Annotated in this window: 15 protein-coding genes and 1 pseudogene; 13 read left to right on the forward strand and 3 right to left on the reverse strand. The window is 74.3% G+C overall.

Annotation, left to right across the window (positions count from 1 at the left end; genetic code table 11):
- A pseudogene (locus tag F1544_RS14975) lies at positions 1–661 on the reverse strand (hypothetical protein); the annotation flags it as partial.
- A gap of 96 nt (positions 662–757) precedes the next feature.
- Here F1544_RS14975 and F1544_RS14980 point away from each other — a divergent pair.
- Positions 758–1,225, forward strand: a complete 468-nt coding sequence (locus tag F1544_RS14980) for an acyl-CoA thioesterase (RefSeq protein WP_167586771.1) — start codon at positions 758–760, stop codon at positions 1,223–1,225.
- Between the two features lie 82 nt (positions 1,226–1,307).
- Positions 1,308–2,288, forward strand: a complete 981-nt coding sequence (locus F1544_RS14985; RefSeq protein ID WP_167586773.1) for an aldo/keto reductase — start codon at positions 1,308–1,310, stop codon at positions 2,286–2,288.
- 39 nt (positions 2,289–2,327) lie between these two features.
- On the opposite strand, the gene F1544_RS14990 is transcribed toward F1544_RS14985, so the two are convergent.
- Entirely contained in the window at positions 2,328–4,106 is a 1,779-nt protein-coding gene (locus F1544_RS14990; protein WP_167586775.1) for a DEAD/DEAH box helicase, read from the reverse strand.
- A 281-nt stretch (positions 4,107–4,387) separates the two neighbouring features.
- Between F1544_RS14990 and F1544_RS14995 the strand changes: the two genes are divergently transcribed.
- The 6 genes from F1544_RS14995 (at position 4,388) to F1544_RS15020 (ending at position 10,722) form a co-directional block, all read left to right on the forward strand.
- Entirely contained in the window at positions 4,388–5,584 is a 1,197-nt protein-coding gene (locus tag F1544_RS14995) for an acyltransferase family protein (RefSeq protein ID WP_167586777.1), read from the forward strand.
- Between the two features lie 68 nt (positions 5,585–5,652).
- Positions 5,653–6,918, forward strand: a complete 1,266-nt coding sequence (locus F1544_RS15000) for a glycosyltransferase family 4 protein (RefSeq protein ID WP_167586779.1) — start codon at positions 5,653–5,655, stop codon at positions 6,916–6,918.
- Between the two features lie 224 nt (positions 6,919–7,142).
- A complete protein-coding gene (locus tag F1544_RS15005; protein WP_167586781.1) occupies positions 7,143–7,808 on the forward strand; it encodes a hypothetical protein in 666 nt (221 codons plus the stop codon).
- A 226-nt stretch (positions 7,809–8,034) separates the two neighbouring features.
- Positions 8,035–8,370: a hypothetical protein gene (locus tag F1544_RS15010; RefSeq protein WP_167586783.1), complete on the forward strand. Its 336-nt coding sequence runs from the start codon at positions 8,035–8,037 to the stop codon at positions 8,368–8,370.
- 218 nt (positions 8,371–8,588) lie between these two features.
- Positions 8,589–9,752, forward strand: a complete 1,164-nt coding sequence (locus F1544_RS15015) for a ferredoxin reductase family protein (protein ID WP_208971939.1) — start codon at positions 8,589–8,591, stop codon at positions 9,750–9,752.
- 115 nt (positions 9,753–9,867) lie between these two features.
- On the forward strand, positions 9,868–10,722 hold the full coding sequence (locus F1544_RS15020) for a sugar phosphate isomerase/epimerase family protein (RefSeq protein ID WP_167586787.1): 855 nt from the start codon (positions 9,868–9,870) through the stop codon (positions 10,720–10,722).
- A 34-nt stretch (positions 10,723–10,756) separates the two neighbouring features.
- On the opposite strand, the gene F1544_RS15025 is transcribed toward F1544_RS15020, so the two are convergent.
- Positions 10,757–11,956: a phytanoyl-CoA dioxygenase family protein gene (locus F1544_RS15025; protein ID WP_308470104.1), complete on the reverse strand. Its 1,200-nt coding sequence runs from the start codon at positions 11,954–11,956 to the stop codon at positions 10,757–10,759.
- A gap of 107 nt (positions 11,957–12,063) precedes the next feature.
- On the opposite strand from F1544_RS15025, the gene F1544_RS15030 reads away from it, so the two are divergent.
- From F1544_RS15030 to F1544_RS15050, 5 genes are all read left to right on the forward strand, one after another.
- A complete protein-coding gene (locus F1544_RS15030) occupies positions 12,064–13,098 on the forward strand; it encodes a LacI family DNA-binding transcriptional regulator (RefSeq protein ID WP_167586789.1) in 1,035 nt (344 codons plus the stop codon).
- A 168-nt stretch (positions 13,099–13,266) separates the two neighbouring features.
- On the forward strand, positions 13,267–13,890 hold the full coding sequence (locus F1544_RS15035; protein ID WP_167586791.1) for a DUF4956 domain-containing protein: 624 nt from the start codon (positions 13,267–13,269) through the stop codon (positions 13,888–13,890).
- Complete coding sequence (locus tag F1544_RS26460) at positions 13,887–14,711, forward strand: polyphosphate polymerase domain-containing protein (RefSeq protein WP_208971940.1); 825 nt, start codon at positions 13,887–13,889, stop codon at positions 14,709–14,711. The genes F1544_RS15035 and F1544_RS26460 overlap by 4 nt, the downstream gene beginning before the upstream one ends.
- Complete coding sequence (locus F1544_RS15045; RefSeq protein ID WP_167586793.1) at positions 14,708–16,237, forward strand: carbohydrate-binding domain-containing protein; 1,530 nt, start codon at positions 14,708–14,710, stop codon at positions 16,235–16,237. Before F1544_RS26460 ends, F1544_RS15045 begins: the two co-directional genes overlap by 4 nt.
- An 872-nt stretch (positions 16,238–17,109) precedes the next feature.
- Entirely contained in the window at positions 17,110–17,970 is an 861-nt protein-coding gene (locus F1544_RS15050; RefSeq protein ID WP_167586796.1) for a ZIP family metal transporter, read from the forward strand.
- Positions 17,971–17,996: the final 26 nt, after the last annotated feature.

The following is a 17,996-nucleotide window of genomic DNA, read 5'->3' on the forward strand; positions in this document are numbered from 1 at the left end:
CCGTCCCGGCCACCAGACCGGCGCGCGCGGCCACGGCCAGCCCGGCGGCGACGTCCACGGCAGGGGCGCCGTCGCCACGGGCGGCGAAGAGCCCCTGCAGCGCAGCGGAGTCCACGCTCCCGCGGGCCGCGGAGGCCAGGAACCGCTCCCCGGCCGCGGTGAGCGCGGCGACTCCGGCCTCGTCGGCCGGGTCGTACCCGGCCCAGTCGGTCTGCACCTGGAGGAGCTCGCTGAGCGCCCGCCGGTCACCGCCCACGAGGCCGAGCAGGCCGGCGCGACCGTCGTCCACCCCGGCGGGGTAGCCGACCCGTCGCCACCCGGTGCCCGGCGCGAACCACACCACCCACCCGAGGAGCTCCTGCGCCGCGAGCGCGCCCAGGTGCTCGAACGGTGCCCAGTCCGGGGCCCCCGCGCAGAGGTCGATCGGCGGGGAGTGGTCCCCGGTGTCGCTGCCGTCGCGGTCCCACCCGTAGCAGAGGGCGCCCCCGTCCTCGCCGAGGACGAGGTGGGCCGCGCTGCCCCCGTGGTCGTCCAGGTGCGCGCCGGCCTCGTCGATCCACCAGACGTCGCGCACCCCGAGGCAGGCGAGCGCCGCCGAGAACGCCGCCCAGCGCGACCACATCAGGGCGGGGTCGGGGAGGTCGACCGGTTCGGTGCTCACCACAACATCCTGCCCGCCAACGGATCGGGAGCGCGGGAGGCCGGTGTCGGGACCGGCCGGGCGACCCGGGAGCGCGCACCCGGCAGACTGCCGCGCGTGAGCACCCTCGCCGACCTCTCCCTGCCGCACGCCGTGGCGGTCCCGATCCCGTTGCGCTGGTCGGACATGGACGCCTTCGGCCACGTCAACAACACGGCGTTCCTGCGCTTCTTCGAGGACGCCCGCTTCACGGCGTTCCCCGCGGCCGGCGTCGGCACCGGTGGGCAGATGTCGACCCGGGTCCTGCTGGCCGCGCGCCACGAGGTGGAGTACCGCGCGCCGCTGCTCTACGGCCGCCACCAGCTCACCATCGACATCTGGGCGACCCGGCTGGGCACCAGCAGCGTCGACGTCGCCTACCAGGCCCTCGCGCTGCACGGCGGTCAGGCGAGCGTGGCCGCGGTCGCCCGCAGCCGCATGGTCATGGTCGACGTGACGTCCGGGCGCCCGCAGGCGCTGGACGAGCAGGAGCGCGCGCAGTTCACCCCCCACCTCGGCGCCGAGGTCGAGTTCCGCGGCTGGTGAGCGCTGGGCCGGGGACGGCGGGCGAGCGGTCGCGAGGAGTTCCACCACGCCGGGCCGCGAGCGCGTGCGTAGGGTGCCGCGCATGGACTACCGCCGACTCGGCCGCACCGGCCTGCGCGTCTCCCCGCTGTGCCTGGGCACCATGAACTTCGGGCCCCGCACCAGCGAGAGCGACAGCCACACCGTCATGGACGCCGCGCACGAGCACGGCATCAACTTCTTCGACACCGCCAACGGCTACGGCAGCCACAAGGGCGAGACGGAGGAGATCGTCGGGCGCTGGTTCGCCCAGGGCGGTGGCCGGCGCGACCGGACCGTCCTGGCCACCAAGCTGTACGGCGACATGACCGACTGGCCCAACGACGGGAAGCTGTCGGCCGTCAACATCCGCAAGGCCTGCGACGCCTCGCTGAAGCGGTTGCAGACCGACCACATCGACCTCTACCAGATGCACCACGTCGACCGCGCGACGCCGTGGGAGGAGATCTGGGAGGGCATGAGCGTCCTGCGGCAGCAGGGCAAGGTCGTCTACGCGGGTTCCTCCAACTTCGCCGGCTGGCACCTCGCGGCCGCGCAGGCCAGCGCCGCCGAGCGCAAGCTGGTCGGCCTCATCAGCGAGCAGTCCCTCTACAACCTGCTCTCGCGCTGGGTGGAGCTCGAGGTGCTGCCCGCGGCCGAGCACTACGGCCTCGGCGTCATCCCGTGGTCGCCGCTGGCCGGCGGTCTGCTGGGCGGGGTGCTGGCCAAGCAGGCCGGTGGGGTCGAGGGCCGCGGCACCTCCAACGCGGCCGGCATCGAGGAGAACCGCACCGCGCTGGAGGGCTACGAGGCGTTCTGCCGCGAGCTGGGTCACGACCCGGCCGACGTCGGGATCGCGTGGTTGCTGACCCGGCCCGCGGTCACCGCCCCCATCATCGGCCCTCGCACCGTCGAGCAGCTCACGGGCTCGTTGCGTGCCCTCGACCTGACGCTGGACCAGGCGGCGCTCGACCGCCTCGACGAGCTCTTCCCGGCCCCGTTCCCGCACGGGAGCAAGCCGGCGCCCGAGGCCTACGCCTGGTGACCCCGCGCTCGGGGGTGCCGGTCGGCACCCCCGGGCGGCTCAGTCGCGGGGCGGCCGGTCGTCCCCGCGGTCCGGCCGCCCCTGCGCCGGGGCGTCGGAGCCACCGGCCTGGTCGCGCTTGACCGTGGGCCGCCGGCCCTTGATCGTCGCCTGCCGCAGCGCGGCGATCACGTCGGCGGCCGAGGTCTCGGGGACCTCGACCAGCGAGAACCGCTCGGAGATCTCGATGCCGCCGACGTCGCGGCCGTTCAGCCCCGCCTCGCCGGTGATCGCGCCGACCAGGTCGCCCGGCCGGACACCCGCGCTGCGGCCCAGGCCGATGAACAGCCGGGCCATGCCCGCCCCCGAGCGGGGCCGACCGCCCGCGCCCCGGCCCCGGGGGTCCGCACCGGAGCGCGGGGAGCCGCCGCGGTCGCGGTCGGAGCGGTCGGGGCCGGAGCGCAGCGGCACGTCGGGGATGTCCTCGTCGTCCCCGGCCGGGGCGCTGGCCTCGTGCGCGAGCTTCACGGCGGCCAGGGCGACGTCGACGACGTCGAACTCGTCGGTGAGCGCGTCCACGACCGCCCGGAAGCGGTCCAGCTCGTCCTCCAGCAGGCTCTCCCGCAGCGCCGCCCGGGTGAGCTCCAGCCGCCGGGCGCGCAGGTCGGCCACCGTGGGCAGCTTCTCCACGCTGATCCGCGACCCGGTGACGTGCTCGATGGTCTTCAGCATCCGGTGCCCGCGGGGTTCCACGAGCGTGATGGCGGTGCCCTCGCGCCCGGCGCGGCCGACCCGGCCGATGCGGTGCACGTAGGTCTCCGCCGCCGCCGGCACGTCGTAGTTCACGACGTGGGTCAGCTGGTCGATGTCGAGCCCGCGGGCGGCGACGTCGGTGGCCACCAGCAGCTCCGCCGTGCCGGCCCGCAGCCTCCCCATCACGCGGTCGCGCTGCTCCTGGCTCAGCCCGCCGTGCAGCGCCTCGGCCCGGTACCCGCGGGCGTTCAGCGTCTCCGACAGCGAGTTAACCTCCTCGCGCGTGCGGCAGAACACGATCGCCGCGGTCGGCGCCTCCAGGTCCAGGACGCGACCCAGGGCGGCCGGCTTGCTGGCGCGGGGCACGACGTAGGCGGTCTGGCGGACCAGCGGCCCCTCCCCGGACGCCGGCCGCTCGCGCGCGATGGCCAGGCGCACGGGGTCGCGCAGGTAGCGGCGGGCCAGGGCGTCGAGGCGGCGCGGCATGGTCGCCGAGAACATCACCGTCTGCCGCTCGGCCGGCGTCTCGTCGAGGATGGCCTCGAGGTCCTCGGCGAAGCCCATGTCCAGCATCTCGTCGGCCTCGTCCAGGACGACGGTGGTGAGACCGCCCAGGCGCAGGGTGGAGCGCTGCAGGTGGTCCAGCGCCCGGCCGGGGGTCGCGACGACGACGTCGACGCCGCCGTCCAGCGCCCGCAGCTGCCGGCCGATGGGCTGCCCGCCGTAGACCGGGACGACCCGGGTGCCCAGCCCGCGGCCGTAGCGGTAGAAGGCCTCGGCCACCTGGATGGCCAGCTCGCGGGTGGGCACGAGGACCAGGGCCGCCGGGTCCCGCTCCGTCCGGCCGGCGGGCAGCCGCTGCAGCACGGGCAGCGCGTAGGCCGCGGTCTTGCCGGTGCCCGTGGCCGCCTGCCCCTGCAGGTCCCTGCCCTCGATGAGCGGCGGGACCGCCTCGCGCTGGATCGGGGTGGGCTCCTCGTAGCCCAGGCCGGTCAGCACGCTCAGCAGCTCGGGACGCAGGCCCAGCGCGGCGAAGGTGCCGCCGTCGTCGTCCGCCGGCGGGGTGGTCTCTGCGGGGCTGGTCACCGGGACATCCTGCCGCCCGGCGCCCCGCCGCGTGCGACGCGGGCTCCCGCGCCGCTCGCCGGACCGGGCGCGGGAGCCGGTTCGGCGGGCTGCGCACCGCTCCCGCTAGGACCGGCGCTCACGCGGCGCGATGGCGCTGCTCCGTCCGGGGCGCTGTCCGCGGCCCACCGCGGTCCGGCTTGCACCCCGCTCGCCCTCATCCCTACCCTCACGTAAGGGTAGAGTTGACCGTCAGGTGAGGGAGGGCGGTGCGCACAGCGCACCCTCCGGGGAGAGGTGGCGTGGGTCCGACCGCGAGGCACACCGGTGAGCCGACCCGTGCCGTCCCGACGCCGGACCGACCGGACCCGACGAGCCGGCACGGCGCGGCCCCGGTCGAGGACCGGCGGGCGAACCTCGCCCAGGCGTTCGACCCGCGCAGCAACGCGCTGAACGTCCTGCGGCTGCTGTTCGCGGGAACGGTGGCCCTCGCGCACACGCTGCTGCTCGGGTTCGGGTACCAGCCCCTCACCGGTTCCACCGACCTCGGCAGCCTCGCGGTCGACGGCTTCTTCGTCCTCAGCGGTTTCCTGGTCGCCCGCAGCTACCTGCGGCTGGACTCGTTGCGCCGCTTCGCCTGGCACCGCGCGCTGCGCATCCTCCCGGGTTTCTGGGCCTGCCTCCTGGGCACCGCCCTCGTCGTCGCCCCCCTGCTCGCCGTGCTCGCCGGGCGACCGGCGGCGTCGGTGTTCTCGGGCGAGGACTCCGCCGGGTCCTACCTGGGTTCCAACGCGCTGCTGGTGATGCGCCAGTTCGGGATCTCGGGGCTGCCCGGCGAGGCCGCCGTGCACGACCAGCTCGACGGGTCGCTCTGGACGCTGTTCTTCGAGGCCGGGTGCTACGCGCTCGTCGCGGTCCTCGGGGTCCTGGGTGTCCTGCAGCGCAGGCGCTCCCTCGTCCTGGGGCTGTGCGTCGCGCTGTGGGCGCTGACCGTCGCACCGCTGGTGGGGGTGCCGGTGCTCGAGCACCCGCTGCTGCAGGCGCTGCACGCCGGTGACGTGCTGCGCTTCGGGCTGATGTTCCTGCTCGGCTCCGCGGGTCACCTCTTCGCCGACCGCGTCCCGGTCCGGCGCCTCCTGGCCCTGCTCGCCCTCGGCCTCCTCGCCGCCGGGCTGTTCCTGCTCCCCGACCGGATGCCGGCCGCCCCCGCCTCCGCCTACCTCTGCCTGTACGCCGTCGTGCGCCTGCCGTGGCGGTGGAACCCGCGCTGGGACCTGTCCTACGGCGTGTACGTGTGGCACTGGCCCGTCGCCCTGGTGCTGGTCGCGCTCGGCGCGAGGGGTCTCACGACCGTCCCCTTCGTCCTCGCCGGCCTGGCCGTCACCGCGGCCGTCGCCGCGGCCTCGTGGAACTTCGTGGAGAGGCCCGCGTTGAGCTGGAAGGACGCCGCGTGGGTCACCCGCGCAACGCCCCGACCGCACACCCGGACACGACCGTGATCCCCGCCGCGCCCCCGGGCGCGGCAGACCACGCGCTGCCTGCAGTGCGACCACCCGAGGAGCAGAGCATGGACGACGTCCGAGGTGACGCCGACGTGGCGGGAACGACCGGGGTCACGGCTCCGCCGCCGCCCTTCCGGGCCCCCTCCCCCCGGAGCTCCGCCGAGTCCGCGCCGGTCGGCTCACGGCTGCGCGTCCTGGTCCTGGGGGTCGGATGGGACCGCCCCGGCGGCCTGAACCGCTACGTCCAGGACCTGCACCGGGCGCTGTCCGGGCGAGGCGGCGCCCGTCCCGGCAGCCGCAGCGCGGTCCGCACCGTCGTCCTGGGACCCGCGGAGGACGCGCCGCACGACGTCACCGAGGCGGCCGCCGACACCCGCCCCCTGCCGGTCCGGCTGCGCTCGTTCGACCGCACCGCGCGGCACTGGGGCGCCGACTGCGACGTCGTCGACGTGCACTTCGCCTACCTCGCCTACCTGCCCGTGGTCGTCGGCGCCCTGCGGCGCAAGCCCCTGGTCGTGCACTTCCACGGCCCCTGGGCGGGCGAGAGCCAGGAGGCGGGCGAGCGCAGCGGGCTCGCGCTGCGCGTCAAGCGGTCCCTCGAGCGCGCGGTCTACACCCGCGCCCACCGCCTCGTGGTGCTGTCCGAGGCCTTCGCCGAGCTCCTCGTGCGCGAGTACGGGGTGGACCCGGCGCGGGTGAGCGTCGTGGCGCCCGGGGTCGACCTGACCGCGTTCACACCCGGCCGGGAGGCGGCCCGCCGCCGGCTCGGCCTCGAGGCGGGACGCCGGGTCGTCTTCGCCGCCCGCCGCCTGGTCCCCCGCGTCGGCCTGGACGTGCTGGTCGAGGCCTGGGCGCGCCTGCCGCGCCGCCCCGACGACCTGCTCCTCCTCGCGGGTGAGGGCCCCGAGCTCGACGCGCTCACCGACCTCGTGCGGAGTCTCGGCCTCGAGGACTCGGTGCGCCTCCTGGGCCGGATCGGTGAGGCGGAGCTCGTCGACCACTTCCGCGCCGCGGACCTGTCCGTGATGCCCTCCCGGTCCCTGGAGGGCTTCGGTCTCAGCGCCGTGGAGTCCCTGGCGTGCGGGACCCCGGTCGTCGTCACCGACGTCGGTGGCCTGCCCAGCGTGGTCCGCGGCCTCGACGCCTCGCTCGTGGTCGCGCCGGGCGACGCCGACGCCCTCGCTGCGCGGCTCTCCAGCGCCCTGGCCGGGGACGTGCCCGACGCCGACGCCTGCCGGCGTCACGCCGAGGGCTTCTCCTGGCGGCGCGCGGCCGACCACCACGAGCGCATCTACGCCGAGGCGTTCCAGGCCGCGACAGGGACGCGGTAGCGGCACCCGCTCCCGGCACCTGCTCCCGGCGCCTCATCCGGGGCGTCGCCTGTGGGCCACGCACCCGGCGCGCCCGCCGGCATCGCGGACGCATCCAGCCTGCGAGGGACCGCCGGCTCCAGCAGACGCATCCTCAGGACCCAGATCCACCACAGTCGACGCACAGCTCGGGAGGCGACAAAGGAGGTGCCGGAACGCTCCGGCCACACCGGACGGGGAACACGATGAAGATCAACAAGAGGAACATCGCCGCGGGCACCATCGGTGCCGTCGCCGCCAGCGGGCTGGGGCTGGTCATGCTGGGCGCACCGCTGGCCTCCGCCGCGACCAGCACCACCGATGGCAGTTCCTCCACGGCCACGACCGCGACGGGCGTGAGCGGGCGCCTGCAGGCCATCACCGATGCGCTGAAGGGCCTGGTCACCGACGGCACCTTGACCCAGCAGCAGGCGGACACCGTGGCGAGCACCCTGGGCTCCTCCGACGCCCTGCGAGGGGGGCGCGGCGGCGGGCGGGGCCTCGACCTGGACGCAGCAGCCACCGCGATCGGCATCAGCGCCGACGACCTGCGCACCGCGCTGCAGGCCGACGGCGCCACCCCGGCCACGGTCGCGGCCGCGCACGACGTCGACGAGCAGACCCTCGTCGACGCTCTGGTCGCGGCGGGCAAGACGCGGGCGCAGCAGGCCGTCACCGACGGCCGCCTCACCCAGGCGCAGGCGGACCAGCGCATCGCCGATCTGCCCGCTCGCGTGGCCACCGCCGTCGACGCCGAGTTCACCGGCGGGCACGGCGGCTCGCGCGGCGACGACAGCGACTCCACCAGCGGCTCCACCAGCAGCTCCGCGAGCGCCTCGACCAGCAGCTCGACGAGCACCAGCAGCACCTGAGACAGGCTGCTGCGTTCACCTCTGCGCCGACCCGCCATCGGGTCGGTGCAGGGCGGAGCCCGCTCAGCCTGCAGCGGCCGCTGAACCGGCCGACCCCCCGCACCTGAGGACCGGCGGTCCACTCCCTCCCCCGCTCAGGTGCCGCGGCACCCGAGTCCACTCCCCGAGGCTGGTAGCTGATGTCCAGAGAACCGTCCGTGCCGACCCACCGACAGGAGCGGTCGACGTGACCTCGCACCCTGGACGACGCGCTGGGTCCGTCGCGGTGTCCATCGCCCGCCACGGCCGCCGCTTCACGGGAGCGGTCCTGATCGTCGCGGCGGTCGTCGGGATCGGCGTGGGCGTCGCCGCCCCGGAGATCAGCCCGGTCGCCCCGGCCACCGTCACGGCCGCCGCCGTCCCTGCCGCCGTCGACGACACCCCGACGGCCACCCCTCTGGATGCGCGCACCGACCGCGGTCGAGACGGCAGGGGCCAGGACGGCGTCGGCCGGATCACCGTCACCGACGGCGGCCAGCAGAACGCCGGGCCGGGGCGTGGCGGAAATGGTGGTCGGCGGTGACACCTTCCCGACACGCTCACCCCCACACCGGAGCTACCAGGCCCGGGCGGACCACCGCAGGCCCTGGTCGCCGGCTGGATCCCTCGACCCTGCTCTTCCTCATCTTCGCCGGAGCGGCCTCGGTCGCCTGGTGGCCGATCCTGCTCACCTTCGCCGGGCCGCAGCCGTTCCCGTCCCAGCCGCCGGCGTGGGCGCCGCTGACCGCTCACGTGTCCGGCATGCTCGCCGGGTACGGCGTCCTGGTCATGATCGCGTTGATGTCGCGTGCTCCCGCCCTGGAACGCGGCGTCGGCGCTGACGTCCTGGCCCGCTGGCACGGCGTCGGTGGACGCATCGTCGTCACCCTCGTCCTGGTCCACGCCTGGGCGGCGGTGCTCACCTGGAGCCAGTCGCGCGGCGAGGGTCCACTGCTGTCCTCCTGGCAGGTGCTGCACCTGCCGGACCTGATGACCGCGACCCTCGGCACGCTCCTGCTGCTCACCGTCGCCGCGGTCTCTGCCCGCTCCGCGCGACGACGCCTGTCCTACGAGACCTGGCACGGACTGCACCTGCTGACCTACGTGGCCATCGGGCTGTCCTTCGCCCACCAGCTCGCCGGTCCCGACTTCACCGGTCACCTGTGGCTGCAGATCGTGTGGAGCCTGCTGTACGCCGAGGTCTTCGGCCTCCTGCTGGCCCACCGCGTCATCGCACCCCTGCGCCAAGGCGTCCGGCACCGCCTGCGCGTCGATGCCGTCCTCCCGCTCGCACCGGGCGTGGTCAGCATCGTCGTGGCCGGCGAGCACCTCGAGGAGCTGCACGCCGAACCGGGGCAGTTCTTCCGCTGGCGCTTCCTCACCTCCCCCACCTGGCGCAGCGCCCACCCCTTCTCCCTGTCCGCTGCGCCCACCGGTCATCACCTGCGCATCACCGTCAAGGCTCTCGGCGGCGGCAGCACCCTCCTGCAGCACATCCCCGTGGGAACACGTGTCCTGGCCGAGGGGCCCTACGGCGCGATGACCGCTGCCGCCCGCACCCGCCGCCACGTCCTGCTCATCGCCGGCGGAGTGGGCATCACGCCCCTGCGGACCCTGCTCGAGACGCTGCCGGTCCTGCCCGGCCAGGACCTCACCCTGCTCTACCGAGCCCGCAGCACGGCCGAACTCCTCTTCCGCGACGAACTGGACGCGATCGCTCACCACCGCAGCGTCCGAGTCCGCTACCTCCTCGGCGCCGACCGCAGCAGCCTGACCGCCCCTGGACTGCAGCGCCTGGTCCCCGACATCGCCGAACGCGACGTCTACCTCTGCGGACCACCGAACCTCGCCGACACCGTCCGGCGGACCTTGGCGGAGCTGAACGTTCCCGACCGTCAGGTGCACGAGGAGCGCTTCGCCTTCTGAGGAGGTCGCCGACCGGGCGGGAGGGAACCAGGCGGGACACAATCGTCGTCGCCCGTCCGTCCGGCACTGCGTCAGGCGGCCCCGTCCAGTCCCCGAGCTCGAAGGCGGCCCCGACATGGAGAGCCCCTCCCTGATCGCCACGTGCTGGACCACGTCCGGCACCGCTCGACCCCTCGATGCCTCCGAGGTCGCTTCCTGCTCCCCGCAGGAGCGCGTCGAGGCGGTCGCCGCCGGCGGCTGGGCCGGGCTCGGCTTCGCCCACGAGGACCTGGCCGCCATGCGGGAGGGACCAGGGTTCCCCCGCGTCGCCCGGGCTGCGCGCGATGCTGGGCTGGCGCACGTCGAAGTGGAGCTGATCACCGACTGGTGGCTGGGTGAGGAGTCCTGGCGCGAGCGGTGGGACCTGCTGCTGGAGGCGGCCGATGCCTTCGACTCCCCGTTCATCAAGGCGGGCACTGCGTTCAGCGAGCCCTGGACGGACCTGTCGGGTCTCGTCGGACCGCTGCGCCGGCTGGCCGTGGAGGCGGGTCAGCGTGGGGTGCGCGTGGCCTTGGAGCCCCTCCCGTTCTCCATGGTCGGTTCGGTCCCCGCCGCAGCCGACCTCGTCCGCGCTGTCGACCACCCGGCCGCAGCGCTGGCCGTGGACTACTGGCACGTCTTCCGCGCCGGAACGTCGCTGGACGAGCTGACGGCCTCCCTGACCCTGGACCTGGTCGCCGCGGTCGAGCTCAACGACGCCGACGCCGAGCCGGTCGGGACCCTGTTCGAGGACACCCGGGACCGCCGTCGCTACTGCGGTGAAGGCGCCCAGGACGTACCGGGTTTCATCCGCGTCCTGGAGCAGCTGGGCTACCGGGGCCCGTGGGGCGTCGAGATCCTCTCCGACGAGCACCGCGCCGCGCCGCTGGACGAGGGACTCGCCCGAGCGCGGTCCACCACGCTGCGCTGCTTCGAGGCGGCGCGGGCCTGAGCCCTCGCCGCCTCGTCGCTCACCAGCTCGTGCCTCAGCCCCCGATGTCGTCGGTGCGGTGCCGGGTGGCGTAGGCGTCCAGGGCCGCGCTGACGGCGGCGGTGTCCCAGCCCTGGCTGAGCGCCCGGTGCAGGAGCTCGCTCTGCGACAGGGGGGTGAGCCCGTCCACGTTCGGGTCCAGGTCGAGGTTCGTCGGGAAGGGGTAGCCCTCGCTCGCGGCGGTGACGGCGTGGGCGAGCAGCGCCGGGTCCAGGCCGGCGGCCTGGCGGGCGGCGAGGGCGGGGTAGACGGCCTTGGCGGTCTTGACCCGGTCGACGGTCTCCATCGCCCGCCCGAACGCCGAGGACACCTGCAGGAGGTTCGCGACGCGCTGGACGTCGGCGGACACGTTGGACCCGGCGCCGTGGAAGAGGGCGGGGTTGAAGAACGCGGCGTCGCCCTTGCGCAGCGGCAGCTGCACGTGGTGCTCGGCGAAGTAGGCGCGGAACTCCGGCCGGCGCCAGGCCAGGTAGCCCTGCGGATACTGGTGGGAGTAGGGCAGGTACAGCGTCGGGCCGCTCTCCACAGGCATGTCGCTGTGTGCCACGGCGCCCTGCAGGGTGAGGACCGGGGACAGCAGGTGGACGTGGCGGGGGTAGCGCGCCGCCACGGCGTTGGACAGGAACCCGAGGTGGTAGTCGCGGTGCGGGTCCTGGGCCTTGCCCCCGGGGCGGACGACGTTGACCTGGGAGGTGACCTGGTAGCCCGGCCCGAGCCAGGCCGTGGAGATCAGCGCGAGGACGTCGTTGGCGTAGTAGTCGACGAAGGCGTCCGGGTCGGCGACGGCGAGCTTCTCCAGCGCGTTCCAGACCCGGTCGTTGGCGCCGGCCTTCGCGAAGTGGTCGCCCTTGGCCGTTCCATCGGCCTTCTCGCGGGCGATCATCGCGTCGAAGGCGGCGGTCACGCGGTCCACGACACCCAGATCGGGGAAGGCCCCGCGCAGGACGACCACGCCGGGGCCGTCGGTGAGCGCCCGGACGAGTTCACCCTCGACGGCCTCGCGGCCCGCCTCGTCGACGACGGCCTCGCGCAGCCGGGCCGCGTCGTAGATCAGCACGTCCTGCGCGACCTCGACGGCGTGCGGGTAGTCGGCCAGGTCCGTGGTGCGGTCCAGCAGCCTCGCGAACTCCGCGACGTCGCAGTCGCTCTCGCGGAAGCGGTGGGGCGTCGTCGTGGTCGTCGTCGTCGAGCTCACGGTGATCTCCTCGTCAGTGGTCGTGGTCGGTGCGTGCTGTCGACGGTAGGCACCCGTGAGTCCGTCGTGGCATCGTGAACGCATCACGTTCGCATCAGGGGGACTGCGTGGCTCACGAGTACCGGGTGCGGGAGATCGCGCAGCAGTCGGGCCTGAGCACCGCCACGGTCGACCGCGTGCTGCACGGGCGTCCCGGGGTGCGTGCCGGCACCGTCGCCGCCGTGCACCGTGCGATCGCCGACCTGGAACGTCAGGCGTCGCAGCTCGGGGTGAGCGGCCGCACCTTCCTCGTCGACGTCGTCGTCCTCGCGCCACCGCGGTTCACCCGGGCGCTGCGATCGGCCTTCGAGGCCGAGCTCCCCTCCCTGCGACCCGCGGTCGTCCGGGCCCGGTTCCACTTCCGCGAGGAGGGGCACCCCGAGGACCTGGTCGAGGTGCTGGACAGCATCGCCCGCAAGGGATCGAGCGGCGTGGTGCTGAAGGCGCCGGACGTCCCCGCCCTCGTGGAGGCGGTGTTCCGGCTGGAAGAGCGCGGCACCCCCACGATCACCTTCGTCACCGACGTCCCGACGAGTCGCCGCGTCGCCTACGTCGGCATGGACGACCGCGCCGCCGGCGCGACCGCCGCCTACCTGCTGAACGCGGTCGCCCCGAACTCCGGTGGCGTGCTGGTCTCGCTGAGCCGCAGCAGCTTCCGGGGTGAGGGCGACCGGGAGGTCGGTTTCCGGCAGGCCCTGCGCGAGATGGCTCCGGACGTCCCCGTCCACGTCGTCGAGGGCGCCGACGGCCTCGACGCCTCCACCCTCTCGACCGTGACGTCCGCGTTGTCCCGCGGTCCGGTGATCGACGCGGTGTACTCCGTCGGCGGCGGGAACCGCGCCGTGCTCGACGCCTTCGACGACGCCGGCCGGACGGTTCGGGCGTTCATCGCGCACGACCTCGACGCCGAGAACGTGGCGCTGCTGCGGGAACGCCGGCTGACGGCCGTGCTGCACCACGACCTGCGGGCGGACGTGCGACGCCTGTGCCGTGCGGTGATGCAGGCGCAGGGTGCGCTGCCCGGGCGCCCCCGGTCGCACCCCTCCCAGATCCACGTGATCACGCCTTTCAACGAGCCGGCCGGCCTGGTGGAGGACGACTGACCGCCGGCCCGGCAGCCCGTCGGGGGGACCACCGCCCGCCTCGTCGGACGTGGGCAGCGGACCGGTGTTCCGCCCTCACAGGAAGAGCACAAGCGCTTCAGGTGGGAGGAACAGTCGCTCCGGTCGTACTAGGGGTTGTTCATCTGCCCTTGACCTGAAGGACACCCCGTGACCCCCTTCGTCCTCTACGCAGCCGACCTCGTCGGCATCGTCGTCCTCGTCTTCGGCCTGTTCCTGCCCCGCCACCGTCGTCCCGAACTCGTCGTCGCCTTCCTGACGACGAACATCGGCGTGCTGGCGGTGTCCTCGGCCCTGGCCAGCAGCACGATCGGCGCCGGACTCGGCCTGGGCCTGTTCGGGATCCTGTCGATCATCCGGCTGCGCTCGGAGGAACTGGCCCAGCACGAGGTGGCCTACTACTTCGCCGCCCTCGCCCTGGGGCTCCTGGGCGGGCTGAACACCGCCGCGAACGGCATCGACCTGGCCCTGATGGCCGCGGTCCTGGCGGCCGTGGCGATCGGCGACCACCCGCGGGTCTCCCCGCGAACCCGCTCCCAGCAGCTCCTGCTGGACCGCGCGCACACGAGCGAGGACGCCCTGCGCCTCCACCTGAGCGTCCTGCTGGACGCAGCCGTGCTCTCCACGAAGGTGGTGCGCACCGACCTGGTCAACGACACCACCCTCGTCGACGTCCGCTACCGGACGAGTCCACGGACACCACCAGCCTCGGTCGCCGGCCCCACCACGACCGCCGCGACCCCCGAGGCGGCTCGGACCGGGGTGCTGCGGTGACCGCGACGACGGCGCACCGCACCACCAGCGGGACGGTGGGGACCGCCGGCCGCGGTGTGGGGCAGCTCCCGGCGGTGGGCCTGGCCGAGCTGGTCGAAGAGGCCGAACTGCTGACCCGCGTCGACCGCAAGTACGTCATCGACGCCGGCACGCTCGAGTCGCTGCTGGCTGACGTCCCCAGCGGTACCCGGGTCCTGGAGATCGGGGGCCGACGCGACTTCGCCTACGTCTCGACCTACCTCGACACCCCTGACCTGCTCAGCTTCCACAGCTCGGGCCGCTCCCGGCGTCGCCGGTGGAAGGTCCGCGAGCGCACCTACCAGGACACCGGCGGCAACTGGCTGGAGGTCAAGACCACCGGCCCCCGCAGCCAGACCGTCAAGCAGCGTCTGGCCCACCCCGGCGCGGTGCGCGACGGGCTGTCGAGCGATGGTGTGGCCTTCGTGAGCGGCATCATCGGCGACAGTCCAGCCCGGTCCCTGCACCCCGTGCTCGTCACGTCCTACCGGCGCACCACGCTGCTGCTGCCGACGTCAGGAACCCGCGTGACCGTCGACGTCGACCTGGGCTGGACCTCCCTGCAGACCGGGCGCGACCTCGAGCGCGGCCGGCTCGCCGTCGTGGAGACCAAGACCGGATCCACCCCCTCCCCCGTCGACCGCCTGCTGTGGGCCCACGGTCACCGACCGGTCCGCATCTCCAAGTACGGCGCCGGGATGGCCGCCCTGCACCCCGAACTGCCCCGGCTGAAGTGGCACCGGGCCCTGGACCGTCACCTGTCGTGCCCGAGCACACCCCTCCGACGAGGAGTCACCCCATGACCCGCCGCACGCTCCGCCACCGCCTCGCCACCTCCGGCGCCGCCGCCCTGCTGGTCGTCGGTCTCGCGGCCTGCTCGGGGACGGCCGACGACGAGACGGCCGGCGCAGCGGCTACCGGCGCCGCAGCCGTGGACGCCACGACCGTCTCCTCGACCGTCCCCACCCTGGCCGACACGCACGCCGACGCGGACGACGGGGCCTACGACGCCGCCGGCGCCACCGCCGTCACGCTGGCCGACGGCGCCAGCACCGTCGAGGGGTCGGGCGCGGTCGTGGACGGCGACGTCGTCACGATCTCCGACCCCGGGACGTACACGGTCTCCGGCACCCTGACCGACGGCCAGGTCGTCGTCGACAGCGCCGGCGACGGCGAGGTCGTGCTCGTCCTGGACGGCGTCGACATCACCTCCGCCAGCACGTCACCGCTGGTCGTGGCGGCCGCCGACGAGGCCGTCGTGGTCCTGGCCGACGGTTCCACGAACTCCCTGGCCGACTCCGCCGCCTCCTCCGCGGACGACGAGGCGGACGACGCCCCGAACGCCACCCTGTTCTCGATGGCCGACCTGACCATCGCCGGGACCGGTGCCCTCGACGTCACCGGCGCTAGCGCCGACGGCATCACCGGCAAGGACGGCGTCGTCATCCTCTCGGGCACCATCACCGTGAACGCCGTCGACGACGGCATCCGCGGCAAGGACTACCTCGTCGTCGAGGACGGCGACGTCACCGTCCAGGCCGGCGGCGACGGCCTGAAGTCCGACAGCGACACGGCCGGCGAGCTGGGCTGGATCCTCGTCGACGGCGGGACGGTCACCACCTCCGGGGAGTCCGACGGCGCCGACGCGGTCGGCGCGGTCTACGTCACCGGCGGCACCGTGACGGTCCCCCCGTCAGGGGAGGGCCTCGAGGCCGCGGTCATCACCGTCACCGGGGGCACCGTCGACGTCACCGCCTCCGACGACGGCCTCAACGCGACGAACGGCAGCGTCGCCGGTGGGGGCGAGGACGCCGAAGACGGTGTGCTGGTGACGATCAGCGGCGGCACGGTCCTCGTCGACGCGGGCAGCGACGGCATCGACTCCAACGGCTCGGCCACGGTCAGCGGCGGCACCACCGTCGTCGCGTCGTCGGCGGGCGGGGGTGGCAACGGCGCCTTCGACGTCAACGGCACCCTGACCGCCCCGGCCACCGTCACCACGCAGGCGGGCAGCGTCACCGCCGGCCAGCTGGTCGCCGTGGTCGACGCCGACGGTGCCGTCGTGGCGAGCTTCGTCCAGCCTGGTGACGGCTCGGTCGTCGTCGCCTCCACCGGCTTCGTCGCCGGGCAGAGCTACTCGGTGTACTCCGGGACCAGTGCGGCGACGACCGCGACCACGCTCGACGGCCTCACCCAGGTGGCCACCCTGACCGCCGCCGAGCCGGGGTTGACGGCCGCTGGTGGCGGTGGGGGCCGCGGCGCCGCCGGCGGTGGGCCCGGCGGTGGACGTCAGGCACCGGCCGGGACAGCCGCCGTCGCGACCACCTGAGGACACCCGCCGCAGCCACGGGCGCATCGGTACCCCGAACCGCACCCGCGCCCCGTGCTCTCCGCCCCCGTCAGCGGAGGATGACTCCGCCGGCACGGATCGCCTCCACCAGCCTCGATGGCGCGACGACGGTTCACGGCGCGGGGCTGTCACCGTCGCCGGGACCGCCGCGTTCGCGACCCCGGTGGTCGCGTGTGGACGCTCAGCGGATCAGCGACGACAGCGGACCCCGGCCTGTGCGCCTCCGTGGGGGGCCGGTCGAGCAGCCACCGTCACCACGTCGACGACTGGGCTGCTGGGACGAGCAGGTGCGTCGACTGGTCCGCGAGGTCGCCGACGTGGTGACGGTTGCGGCCGCGGCCTCGGCGTGATCCCGGACGTGGTGTTCCCCGGGGTCCCGGGTACACCACCGGGACTGCTGGGACGGCAGGCCTGGAGCCGCACCTCCCGTTGTCCGACCGGCGCCGACACGACCCTGGTCAGGACGCAACAACGGCCCTGACCTGCACGAGTGTTAGTCAGGGCCGTGACTGTCGCTGTCTCAACGAGTGTCCGGAGGGGGACTCGAACCCTGCCGTCGCCGAGCCGCCACGGACGTGCGCCTCACCGAGCCTTGTGTGACGTCGGCGAACCTGCGAACGGTGCCGGTCTCAATGCACGACCAGCGCCAGCCACGTGGGCGGTGTGGACCGATGACCGACGACCAGCGGTCACTACTCCGGGCCGCGCCAAGGCGCGCTCATGCAGCTGAACGCGCGAAGGCGCGCTCAGGCCGCTGGCCGCACGCCAGGTAGCCGGCGCGCACTTCTTGTCATCGCCGTTCGTTTGGTGTTAGGTGAGGCTCACCTGTCCCTGCGGTCCGCGAGGTTCCCTTGTCCCTGTCTTCGACCCTGGTGCTGGGTCTCATCGCCGGGGGAACCATCCTCCTGGGTCTGCCGCTCGGGCGGTTGCGCCGGCCAGCGCCCGGCTTGCGCGTCCTGCTGAACGCCACGGCGATCGGCGTCCTGCTGTTCCTCCTCTGGGACGTCCTCTCCGCAGCCTGGGAGCCGCTGGACGCGGCACTGGGTGCCCTGGGCCAGGGCGAGGGCGGCGCCGGGCCCGCGGTCGGCTACGGCGCGCTCTTCGCCGTCGGACTGGCCGCCGGGATGTTCGCCCTGGTGGGCTACGAGGCGTGGATGCGCAGCCGCTCCGCTCCCTCCGCACGGCGGTTCGGGCCCGGCGCGATGACCGCGGGTGAGCTCCGTGGGTCGACGACACCGCCGGCTGTCGCCGGCAGTCCGGCGCGCCAGCTGGCGTTCCTCATCGCCGTCGGCATCGGCCTGCACAACTTCGCGGAAGGCCTGGCGATCGGGCAGTCAGCCGCCACGGGAGAGATCGCCCTCGCGACCCTCCTCGTCGTCGGCTTCGCCCTGCACAACGCCACCGAGGGCTTCGGCATCGTCGCGCCCCTGGCGGCCGAGGGCGAGCGGCCCAGCTGGGCGCTGCTGGCCCTCCTCGGCCTCATCGGCGGCGGCCCGACCTTCGTGGGAGCAGCGCTGGGGCACGGCTTCACGAGCGAGCCCGTCAGCGTCGCCTTCCTCACCCTCGCCGCGGGTTCCATCCTGTACGTGGTCGTCCAGCTCATGCCGCTGGCGGCCAAGGCGAAGCGTCCCACCCTCCTCGGCTGCGGGCTCCTCCTGGGACTGCTCGCCGGTTTCGCCACCGACGCCGTCGTCACCGCCGCCGGCGTGTGAGAGCCGCCGCCGGCCCCCGCGATCCC

The organism is Kineococcus rubinsiae (assembly GCF_011839805.1).
Classification (GTDB): Bacteria; Actinomycetota; Actinomycetes; order Actinomycetales; family Kineococcaceae; genus Kineococcus; species Kineococcus rubinsiae.